General features: G+C 39.9%; 10 protein-coding genes. 7 read left to right on the top strand and 3 right to left on the bottom strand.

Annotated features, from left to right (window positions below):
• The 3 genes from QNK26_RS16785 to QNK26_RS16775 all read left to right on the top strand — a co-directional run.
• A partial coding sequence (locus QNK26_RS16785; protein ID WP_319225107.1) for a phosphoethanolamine transferase occupies positions 1-1,190 on the top strand: 1,190 nt, incomplete at its 5' end.
• A 154-nt stretch (positions 1,191-1,344) separates the two neighbouring features.
• Positions 1,345-2,493: a hypothetical protein gene (locus QNK26_RS16780; RefSeq protein ID WP_319225105.1), complete on the top strand. Its 1,149-nt coding sequence runs from the start codon at positions 1,345-1,347 to the stop codon at positions 2,491-2,493.
• A gap of 21 nt (positions 2,494-2,514) precedes the next feature.
• The gene (locus QNK26_RS16775) at positions 2,515-3,207 is read left to right on the top strand and encodes a hypothetical protein (protein ID WP_319225104.1); all 693 of its coding nucleotides are present in this window, start codon (positions 2,515-2,517) and stop codon (positions 3,205-3,207) included.
• A 48-nt stretch (positions 3,208-3,255) separates the two neighbouring features.
• Here the strand turns inward: QNK26_RS16775 and QNK26_RS16770 are convergent, their stop codons facing one another.
• Entirely contained in the window at positions 3,256-4,338 is a 1,083-nt protein-coding gene (locus QNK26_RS16770) for a methyl-accepting chemotaxis protein (RefSeq protein WP_319225103.1), read from the bottom strand.
• Between the two features lie 257 nt (positions 4,339-4,595).
• Here QNK26_RS16770 and QNK26_RS16765 point away from each other — a divergent pair, with 257 nt between their 5' ends.
• Genes QNK26_RS16765 through QNK26_RS16755 form a run of 3 tightly spaced genes read left to right on the top strand, consistent with a single transcriptional unit; the run spans position 4,596 to position 7,108 of the window.
• Entirely contained in the window at positions 4,596-5,645 is a 1,050-nt protein-coding gene (locus QNK26_RS16765; RefSeq protein WP_319225102.1) for an HlyD family secretion protein, read from the top strand.
• 19 nt (positions 5,646-5,664) lie between these two features.
• Positions 5,665-6,675 (top strand): DUF2955 domain-containing protein, encoded by a 1,011-nt coding sequence (locus QNK26_RS16760; RefSeq protein ID WP_319225100.1) that lies wholly within the window; start codon positions 5,665-5,667, stop codon positions 6,673-6,675.
• Positions 6,647-7,108 carry a MarR family winged helix-turn-helix transcriptional regulator gene (locus tag QNK26_RS16755; protein ID WP_319225098.1) on the top strand — a complete coding sequence of 154 codons (462 nt, stop codon included), beginning with the start codon at positions 6,647-6,649 and terminating at the stop codon, positions 7,106-7,108. Before QNK26_RS16760 ends, QNK26_RS16755 begins: the two co-directional genes overlap by 29 nt.
• 145 nt (positions 7,109-7,253) lie before the next feature.
• Here the strand turns inward: QNK26_RS16755 and QNK26_RS16750 are convergent, their stop codons facing one another.
• Together QNK26_RS16750 and dsdX are read right to left on the bottom strand one after the other, a co-directional pair.
• Positions 7,254-8,585 carry a D-serine ammonia-lyase gene (locus tag QNK26_RS16750; RefSeq protein ID WP_319225096.1) on the bottom strand — a complete coding sequence of 444 codons (1,332 nt, stop codon included), beginning with the start codon at positions 8,583-8,585 and terminating at the stop codon, positions 7,254-7,256.
• A gap of 15 nt (positions 8,586-8,600) precedes the next feature.
• Positions 8,601-9,938 carry a D-serine transporter DsdX gene (dsdX, locus tag QNK26_RS16745; RefSeq protein ID WP_319225094.1) on the bottom strand — a complete coding sequence of 446 codons (1,338 nt, stop codon included), beginning with the start codon at positions 9,936-9,938 and terminating at the stop codon, positions 8,601-8,603.
• 233 nt (positions 9,939-10,171) lie between these two features.
• Here dsdX and dsdC point away from each other — a divergent pair.
• Positions 10,172-11,109 (top strand): DNA-binding transcriptional regulator DsdC (dsdC, locus tag QNK26_RS16740; protein ID WP_319225092.1); only part of this gene is annotated, 938 nt, incomplete at its 3' end.

The raw sequence follows: 11,109 nt of genomic DNA, 5'->3' as shown, positions 1-11,109 counted from the left end.
AAGAGCCATTACTTACACGCGTTTTAAAAAGGATCGTGTTAGTCGTCGTCGCTATCGTGATAAGCCTGTTAATTACAGTTTGTTTTTATAAGGATTATGTCTCTATCGGCCGTAACAATTCTTACCTCCACAAGATGATAGTACCCGCACATATTTTCAATACCTTCAAATATCTAGAAAAAGAAATCTTTACTGAAAAGCTAACTTACAAACGCCAAGGTGAAGATGCGGTGTTATCTCCAGCCAAAAATGGCAAGCCAACCTTAATGGTACTCATCGTCGGTGAAACGGCACGTTCAATGAACATTGGCTATAACGGTTATGCACGAAATACCAATCCTTACACCCAAGATATGGGCATTATTTCTTTTCAAGATGTGTCTTCTTGTGGCACCGCAACTGCGCATTCATTACCTTGTATGTTCTCAAATTTAAATCGTAGCAACTACAATAAAAGCAGAGCCAACAGCCAAGACGATGTGCTGGATGTATTAAAACATGCCAAGGTTAACGTGCTTTGGAAAGACGATGATGGTGGTGATAAATCTGTCGCCAAAGGCGTTAAGCTCATCAATGTCGACGCACAGCAAAAGACCGACCTTTGTAATGGCGAAAGCTGTTATGACGAAGTCATGCTAAAGACATTTGATGATGAGGTTGCCGATATGCAAGGCAATAAATTAATTGCTATGCATTTAATTGGTAGCCACGGGCCAACTTATTTTAAGCGCTATCCACATCAACAAGAATTGTTCACGCCATCATGCAATAAAAGTGATATTGAAAATTGTACTGACAAAGAAATAATTAACGTCTACGACAATACCATTGCCTATACTGATTATGTGATTGCTGAAACCATTAAGAAATTACAAAGTTATGCCAAGGACTACAACGTGGCGCTACTGTATATGTCTGATCATGGCGAATCTCTAGGTGAAAAAGGCTTGTATCTACATGGCACACCTTACGCATTTGCTCCTGAAGAACAAACTCAAGTGCCTTTATTTATGTGGTTACCACAGCAATATGCTGATGCGAAAGGGATTGATAAGGGTTGTTTAATGCAGAAAGCCAAACAAGGTACTTTCTCACACGATAATTTATTCCATACTTTACTGGGATTGTATGGCGTTGAAAGTAACGTGATTAACCCGCGTTTAGATATTACCGCGAGCTGTCGTTTGTAGATAATTTTTACTTATAGACATAATAATTCCAACTAAAATAAAGCCTTAACATCTGTTGAGGTTTTATCGCTTTAAATCAGAGTGATAATATAAATCCCACTCTGTATGTAACGTATAAGCGCCCATGGTTATTATTATAATTGGTGGCTATTTTTTGTTAAATTATAACAATATATTATTCATAGCTATGCTCACCAATTTTTCTGCATCGAGCACAGGACATGAATTAACAGATAACACGCTCTTTAGTTGGCCTGAAAATATAGTAACTAAGTCCCTTGATGATATTTTAAATACATTGGGCGCCAGTAAAACCTACGAAAAAGACCAAGGATTAAATTCAAGTATTATTCCTACGGCTTACTACACGCCAGAGAAAGGACTTGGTATTGGTGCGCTTTATGTGGGGCTATATAACTTATCTGATGCCGCATTAAGTCAACCATCCTCCGTATCTCTCAATAGCTATTATTCTGAAAATAACTCTTATGGGGTTAGTCTAAAGAACAAGAATTTTTTTGAATCCGATAACAACAGGTTATTTATTAATGCCAATATCGCCAATGACGCGAGTTATTTTTACGGGCTGTCAGGACAATCGGATAATGTCACTAATTACACCGCAGAACAATTTTCTGCTGATCTAATATGGCTGCACAAAACATCATCTCATCTTTATATCGGCTACGGTGTTAAAGGTGTATCGATTACCCCTACAGGCATTGAAAAAAACACCGCCAACAATACCGAGCTTTTAGTAAAAGATAATAGTATTGGCGGCTCAATTAAAATTGATTATGACAGCAGGGACAATATTGATAACGCCTTTAAAGGCATAAATATTGGTTTTCAATTTAACCAAATGTACAGCTATTCACAATCTGAAAGCTATGAACAATATCAATTATATTATAGCCAATATCATCATTTCCAAGATATTGTCGGCACGCTTGCATGGCAAGTCGAAGGCGAGTTTAATAGTGATGATAGCCCCTTTGTACAATTAGCTAGCTTAGGTGGCGATGATAAATTACGCGGCTATCTAGAAGGTCGGCATGTAAACAATCAAATGATATTTAGCCAAGTGGAATATCGGGTCCCCATTTATTGGCGTGTAGGCATGGTTTTTTGGACTGGAGCGGGTTCTGTTGCCAATGATATCTCAGGATTATTTGAAGAAACATTAGTGAGTTATGGAACTGGTTTTCGCTTCAATGTAAAAGATCGAGTTAACATACGTGCAGACATTGGAGTTGGCGATGACAGTACCGAGTTTTACCTGAACATTAACGAAGCGTTTTAAATCATTATGTTAAAGATTATATTGTTAATATTAGTCATAGATTCCATCCATATTTCAGCTCAAGCAAGTGAGCATATATCTTGTGAACAAGACATTGTTTATGACCTATATTTAAACGGTTTTTATACTGGTGAGTTACAACGAAAGATAAAACAACAAGGTAATACACTGTCTTTTTTAACGCGTAGTAACATGAGCATTCTCGGTATCAATACCACGTTTTATCAAACCTCAATAGCCCACTATAAACCGCAAAAAAAACGCTATTTAACTGAGCACTTTCACCAAGTTATATCGGGATTTAAAAATCGCGATATGCGCGTTAATATAACCAATGATGGACAAGATTCGATTGTCGAGCTCAATGGTGAAATAACACGATACCACAGTTCGACATACCCACTACAAGGCATGGATAGCATTGCCATGCAACTGCAAGGGAATGTCAAACAGGGTAAAAAACATTTTTACACTCTCAGGCAAGCGACTGATGAAATGGAGTTATTTGAATACCACGTTGTCGGTGAAGAGATATTATCTAGCCGTTATTTTGGTGATATCGAAGTCATCAAAGTCATCGAGTTACAGGATGATAATGCTGTGTTTTGGTTTGCGCCGTCTTTAGATTATTTAATGATTAAAGCCACCAATACCGAAGGCTGGATACTAAGAGGCACTACGGAATTAAAGCACTATTCTGACGCTTGTATATAAATAAAATAATCTAACTCATGGTCTAAAACAAATATAAGACTTGGTACGTTATAGCGATAACTCATCAAGATATTTCATCACCATTTTGCTGGCTTCTTCCATAGCAATTAAATGTTCAATAGCCCGTTTCTTTTCACCGCTAAAGATTAAAGCTAAAGCTTCAACTCCATTTCGATGAACTCCTCGATGCGGTTCATCTAGTTTTCTAAACGCTGGGGTATTACCATAATTTTCAGCGCCGACACTTTGATACCATTTACCTAGTCGGCACATGCTATGATCGGTAAAGTCATCAACGGACTTATTACTAACACCTGATGCAACGGCATAGACCTCCCCCTTCCAAACAATATGATCTAATTTTACCGTCTGAATAAAAGTACGTAATGAGGCATTGTTAATGGTTTGATTCATAGAGGTGCAACGATTAACGATCGAAGTGTAATCATCATTTAGTTTATCCACACCACCTGACAATTGACTATTACTATTTTGAATATCATTTACCGAACCGACTGTTTCAGACGTAGATTCGATAATGCCATTCACCAATTCAGCCACCTCGTTTGCCGATGAATTAGTATTGTTAGCGAGTGCCCTGACTTCATCAGCGACAACACTGAATCCTCTTCCTGCGTCACCCGCCCGAGCTGCTTCAATGGCAGCATTGAGCGCAAGTAAATTAGTTTGATCTGAAATCTTTGAGATCGTCGACACAAAAGTATTTATACTCGTTGCCATTTGTGACAAGCCAGAAATATTATCCGTCATTCCCCCCATCTTATGTGTTAAACCTTGCATTTCAGCAACAATATGTTTTAAAGAATGGCTTGAAACATCAAGCAACTCTTTAATCTGCTCACTCGATTGACTTTCTAACTCAATAGCTTGATATGAAGAAAGTACAGTCTCTCTCACACCTTCGACATGGTGAATACACTCAATCGTGCATTTCAAAAGCATATGTTTGAATTCTATATCGGCATCATTCAATGTATTGTCCAACTGCTCGGATAGTGCTTGGTTTTTTAATTCCAAGTTTCTATTTTGCAATTTTAAATCATTAACTTGCTCCTGCAAATCTCCATGTTGTTGAAACAACAAACCATATTTTGATTGTAAAACAAACATCAGAACCTCATAAGATATATTATAAAAACATAAAATAACCTTTATTGTATAGATGCTTAGCGTTAAAAACATAATCTTATGCTAGGAAAGAGGCCTCTCTCACGGTTATAGCGCCTACCCCAATATGGCCGTCATCTCAGGGGCCCTTTCTTCTTTGTTAAATTTAATATTTAAAGTTAAATACATATTTTTTGTTGCAAACGCAACAAAAAGGAATATACTGGCCCAACTTGTTTTTGTTGTATGGGTAACAAAAGATGAACGCTAAAATTTATAAAGTCACTATCTATACCGTGCTCACTATCACTGTCGTTGTTTCTATTTTCTTGGTGAGTTTAGATAACATATCCCCCTTCACCACACAGGCTACAATGCATAAAACCATTGCCAATATAGCGCCAGAGGTTTCAGGTGTGATCACCGCCGTCAATGTAAAAAATGGTCAGCATGTTAACGCGGGCGACATTTTATTCAGCCTTGATGAGCAGAGTTATGCATTAGCGGTACATCAAGCAAAGGCAGAGCTTCATCAAGCTCAAGAGTCAAATAAAGCTAAATGGCAAGAGTTACAAGCTGCAAATCAGACCTTGATTCAACGTAATTTAGAATTACATAACGCTGAAACCAAACACCTTCGTTACCAGAAGCTATTAAGCAAAGGTCTCATCACCAAGCAAGATGTGGATGATACGCGTATGAATGCCAATATAGCTAAAAGCGCTGTAGAAGTAGCAAACGCAGATATCTTACGCATTAAAGCCGAGTTATCGAGTAACAATAAAAATGCCGCGATTGAGTTGGCTGAGATTAAATTAGCCACAGCAAAACTCGACCTTACCCGCACCGATGTGGTTGCGAAAACAGCAGGATCAATCAGTAATTTACAACTACAGTCTGGCTCCTATGCGAATAAGGGCAGCGTTTCATTGTTTATGGTTAACGAGAAAAATAACTGGCTTAGCGCCGACTTTAACGAAAAAGGGGTGGTTCACTTACAGTCTGGATCTCATGTATGGGTGGCATTTGATGCGATTCCTGGTCAAGTATTTTCCGGCACTATAACCGATCAAGACCGGGCTATTTTTGATTCCTCAAACTCAGTAAATCAACTATCAGACGTTGCAAATAACAGCCGTTGGATCCGAGCACAACAAAAGATCCGCACTCGAATTCACGTCGAAGACGCAAGTGCAGTTCTTATCGCCGGGTCACGTGCAAGCGTGATAGTTGAAAACGGCAATGCCGCTATCGACACTGCTGGCTACGTCTGGATTAAATTAGTGTCTTGGTTCCGCTACATCTACTAAGTCGTATAAAGGTAACAATATGTTGATTAAAAAACCGCATACCAATGAAGTGTTGAGAGTTACCTTTACCATCACGTTGTGCATGCTAGCTGGAAAACTACTTGATCTTAATTCAGCGGTATATTTGGCTCTATACCCAACCATCCTGATGACTAAAGGCAAAGATTATTCATGGCAGGGGATATTTAAGATATTTTTCCCTACCTTCATAGCCGCATCCTGTGCATTGCTAGTTTGTCAGGTATTTCACGAACACCCGTTTGTAGTTTGGACTATAAGTCTCATTTTTATCGATCAAATGCGTTGTAGAGCTGATAATCCGATTAAATTAGGCGGCATGATAATGCCTACGTTTAACTGGATATTAATAGTGGTTTTCTCGCAATTAGATAGCTTTGATATGCCTATGCGGGTGCGCGAAATATTGATATCAATGCTAATAACCGCCGTTATTGCCAAAATAATGGTGATGCTATTTCCAATTAATAAAAGCAGAAAAGCACCGGTATTTAAACCACAGGCAGTCACTTATCAACATCGTGTTGTTACCACAGGATTGATTGGATCTGGATTGGCATTTTTGATGATTGCCGATTTAATTTCAGCCACTTTTTGCATGGTGCCAGTGATTGCAGCGGCAACACAATTTAGTCGAGATAAATTTAAAGATGTTGTCGACCTGCGTTTCCTCACTCAAATTGGTGGTTGCGCACTTGCTGCTATCTTTACACTGCTAATGGCGGGTCATCAAGAGACCATTATCTTTTATGGATTCGGGTTAGGCTGCTTAGTGTTTGTGCTCGCGAAATGGATGGCGACATCACAAGGTCCATCTAGAGATATACATGCCGATGCATTATTAGCCACTATGTTGCCAATCCAATTGTATATGGGTAACACTTCATTTGGATTAGAAAATACTTATCTACGAGCATGGGAGTTAACCGTAACTTTAAGTATACTATTCGCTCTTCATCAGTTAACACGTTCTCGAGACTATTATGACAAAAAAAATCACCGGTGTACCTGAATTAGATAACAGCGCCGCGTTTATGATGGGACTAGCTTACAAACAATTTCGAACCCTAATTAATCAAAAAGTCAGCACTGAATTTGAAATTACACTCGAGATGTTTGGTGTACTTCGTGTTCTCAGCCATTTAGGGGAAATACCACAACAAACCTTAGCTGAAACTTTACATCGTGAACGCTCTGTCACCAAACGCTTAGTTGATAATTGTATTAAGCGTAACCTCATCGAAGTGCATAAAAGTGAAATAAACAAAAAAGCTCGGTACTTAGCCTTGACGGAAAAAGGCAACATAACCAAAAAGATAGTTAGCAAATACATACAGCAAATAACAACTGATTATTTTTCTCCTTTAACATCGAACGAGCAGCAATTATTACTAAAACTATCTAAAAAATTAATCCAAGATAATATAGTTTTAGGCCACGATTAAACTTTTCAAAGTACCAGGCAATGCAGGCTCGAGGAATATAGCGTCAGAGAAATGAACTTAACTTGTTTTGGAAATAAATAGGATAGTGTCTGGCTGCAGCGCTGCAGCCAGATTATTGGCACGTTAAATTAACGTTTACTTTCGATTAGCTGTTCGCTTTTGACAGATATGTTTCCATCTCTAGAGCTGGAACCATGCCGCCACCCGTAGCCCATACAAGGTGCGTTGCGTTTTTCAACTTAGCCTCACTTATATCCATACGGTTAAGGTATTCATCATTATCAGCAACAAAAATGGGACCTAACATACCCGCTAATGCTGAAGGTTCTAGTTGAATAGCTTCAACTTTATTCAATAGCCCAAGCAGGTCATACATTCTCTGATCGCTAATGGTATAATAACCATCGAGCAATCTTTCCATTGCTCGGCCTACAAATCCAGATGCACGGCCAACGGCTAGACCATCTGCGGCAGTCACGTTATCAATACCGATATCTTGTACTGCAATGGCATCATGCAGTCCCGTATGGATCCCGAGTAACATACAAGGAGAGTGCGTTGGCTCGGCAAATATACAGTGAACATTATCACCGAAAGCCATCTTGAGTCCGAAAGCCACACCACCAGGGCCGCCGCCAACACCACAGGGTAGATAAACAAATAGCGGATGGTTTTCATCAACGACAATATTCATGTCTTCAAACTGCGCCTTCAATCTTTCACCGGCAACAGAGTAACCTAAGAACAGTGTTTGAGAATTTTCATCATCAATGAAGAAGCACTTTAGATCTTTCTCCGCTTCCTTTCGGCCTTGTTCAACAGCAACGCCGTAGTCTTGCTGGTATTCGACAACGTTGACACCATGTGAACGGAGCTTGTCTTTCTTCCATTGACGCGCGTCTGCGGACATATGTACGCTAACTGAAAAGCCCAGTTTGGCACTCATAATACCGATTGACATTCCCAGGTTGCCCGTTGAACCAACAGCAATGCTGTAATTGCTGAAGAAAGCACGGAACTCATCGGTAAACAGCTTGCTGTAGTCATCGGATTCAGAAAGTAACCCTTCTTGTATCGCCAATTTTTCGGCATGGGTTAATACTTCATAAATACCACCTCTGGCCTTGATTGAACCAGCAATAGGTAAGTGGCTGTCTTTTTTCAATAATAATCTGCCGGTGATCGTCGTATTGTACTCGATCTCTAATGCAGCTTTCATCGCAGCAATATCAACAACATCAGATTCGATGATGCCATTGGTCACAGCCGTTTCCGGAAATGCTTGCACCAAATAGGGAGCAAAACGTTTTAATCGTGCACTGGCATCTTGAATATTAGTTTGATCCAGTCCCACGTAGGGTAATCCTGCGTGCAGCGTCGTGATATTCGGGTTAAACCAGCTTAGCTCTTCCAATGCGATCATTTTAGTTACTAGCGGAAAGTCAGCCACTAGTTTTTCAGTATTAAACGTGTTCATTTTTTGCCCTTAATTTTAAATGATGTAAGACAGCAGGAAAGTAGCACCCAGCGCAACGAATGATGCGATGAAGGTTGCCGTTGTATAATATTTAAATGTTTCATTTAGCGTCGCACCGGAGTATTGCTTGACGAGCCAGAACAGAGAGTCCGTGACGATGGTGCAACCAATCGCGCCGGAACCAATTGCCAGCGTGATAATTTCAGGGCTAACATCCGGGTAAAGTACAAGCATTGGAGAAACAATAGCAGTTGCTCCCATCATAGCTACTGTTGCCGAACCCACTGCCGCATGCAGAATAATAGCAACCAACCAAGCTAACAAAATAGGATGCATATCTAGGTTAGATAAGATCTGAGCAAGCACATCGCCTAAGCCACTGCCTTTGAGTACACCGTTGAAAGCGCCACCAGCACCAATAATCAGGAGGATATTAGCAATAGAAGAGAAGCAGTCTTCCGTTTTTTCGAGTAATTCAGGCATGCCCATGTTTTGCTTAATACCTAACACATAGTATGCGACAAAAGCGGCGATAAACATGGCGGTGATTGGGTTTCCAAGGAATTCAAATACCGTATATATCGTAGAGCCTGCAGTCATATTAAGTTCAGCGACTGTTTTAGCTAACATTAAAATAATAGGCAGTAATACTGTAAACAGTGTCGCGCCCAGTGAAGGTAGATCTTCTTCTTTACGTACCTCAAGTGATGAAAATTCTTCCGGTACTTTTTTGAATGGCAGGTTGCCTCCAACAACTTTGAGGAACAGCGGACCACCAATCAACGAAGCGGCAACAGCAATGAGCAAACCATAGAAGATCACCGCACCAATATCGGCGCCGAGTGCATTCGTCACATAAAGCGCGGCTGGGTGTGGAGGTACAATACAATGCACCGCCATTAATGCAGTACAAAGTGGAATCGCTAGATTTAATAGTGAGGTATTAGTTTTCTTGGCAATTGAAAAAGCCAGCGGGATCAGCAGAACCACCCCAACTTCAACAAAAAGTGTAATACCGCATACTAAGCCAACGAACACCATGATGACTTCAGGTGATAACCAGCGACATTTTTGCAGCGTAATACCGATTCGCTCAGCACCACCAGAAACCTCCATCATCTTGCCAAGGATAGTACCCAGACCGATAACGGCAGCCAAAAATCCAAGTGTGCTACCAATACCACTTTCCATCGCATTTACCATGGCGGTAGGCTCCATGCCCATTAAGGTGCCGACGTAAAAACTTGCTAAAAGTAAGGCTAAAAAGGGATGGACTTTTAGCTTCACGATGGCAATGACAATCAAAATTATACTGGTTATAAGGGTTCCGATAACCCATAAATTCGATACCATTTGTGACCTCTTATTTCGTGTTGTTATGTGGCGTTATATTTAGGGCTATTAGACAAGAATCATCACTCACTGACAAACGATGAATACTCAACTTCACATGAGCGAGATTTAAACAAGTAGGTGATATACATCAAAAAAATGTGGATTGACTCGATTTGGGTTATTTTTTTTAAACCAGAATGTTATTGTTGTTACCTAATTTCGTCGAAACCGTCCCTAAAAGAGCATGTGTTATGTACAGCCAAGACAATGTCATCTCCAAAAATAAGTTATTAAATAGCTTTCAACTATCTAAAATGCATACCTTCGAAGTGGCAGCCAGACACAGATCTTTTTCCCTTGCGGCCGAAGAGCTATCGATAACCCCAAGCGCAATATCTCATCGAATGAATGCACTGGAGAATGAATTAGATATTTTGTTATTTAAACGCTCCCACCGCAAAATTGAGCTAACGAGTGAAGGTGAGCGAATTTATATCGCCATAAAATATGCGTTAAGTAGCTTGAATCAGGAAATACTTGAGGTAAAAAATAACGAAATTTCCGGTGCCTTGACTATCTATTCTCGACCTTCTTTTGCGCAGTGTTGGTTGGTACCGAGAATTGCAGATTTTCAAGCGCAATATCCCGCTATCTCACTCAACATTTTAACGGGCAATGAAAATATCAATTTCCATGGACATGGCATCGATGTGGCGATCTATTTTGATGAAAAAAAAATGAGCAAGTTATTTTGTCAAGATATCATGGAAGAAACGATTGTACCGGTATGCAGTCCTGCGTACGCTGAAAAGCATGATTTAACAGGCAATATTGATAATTTGAGACACTGTACCTTATTGCATGATAGCCAAGCATGGGGATATGATTCGAACATGGACGAATGGGGATTTTGGGCTGATAATTTTAAGATTGACTCGTTAAACTCAGTCATCAGTATCGGCTTTGACCGCTCAGACCTAGCCATTACCGCGGCGATCAACCATGCCGGAGTGGCAATGGGCCGAGAGAGTCTCGTCAACAAACGAATTAAGAAAGGCGAATTGATCAAGCCATTTCCGGATAAAAAATTGTTATGTCCACAACGCTATTATGTCGCCACCCTACCCAATAAGAAAAACCCCAAAATAGAAATTTTTATTGAGTGGCTAAAAAGTGAAGTACATAAAGG

The organism is Moritella sp., assembly GCF_033791185.1.
GTDB lineage: Bacteria > Pseudomonadota > Gammaproteobacteria > Enterobacterales > Moritellaceae > Moritella.
This window is presented reverse-complemented; position numbering and strand designations above follow the sequence as displayed.

Excerpts from the sequence above, each read along its gene's own strand:
- QNK26_RS16770 (WP_319225103.1), bottom strand. The coding sequence starts at position 4,338 with ATGTTTGTTTTACAATCAAAATATGGTTTGTTGTTTCAACAACATGGA.
- QNK26_RS16765 (WP_319225102.1), top strand. The coding sequence starts at position 4,596 with ATGAACGCTAAAATTTATAAAGTCACTATCTATACCGTGCTCACTATC.
- QNK26_RS16760 (WP_319225100.1), top strand. The coding sequence starts at position 5,665 with ATGTTGATTAAAAAACCGCATACCAATGAAGTGTTGAGAGTTACCTTT.
- QNK26_RS16755 (WP_319225098.1), top strand. The coding sequence starts at position 6,647 with ATGACAAAAAAAATCACCGGTGTACCTGAATTAGATAACAGCGCCGCG.
- QNK26_RS16750 (WP_319225096.1), bottom strand. The coding sequence starts at position 8,585 with ATGAACACGTTTAATACTGAAAAACTAGTGGCTGACTTTCCGCTAGTA.
- dsdX (WP_319225094.1), bottom strand. The coding sequence starts at position 9,938 with ATGGTATCGAATTTATGGGTTATCGGAACCCTTATAACCAGTATAATT.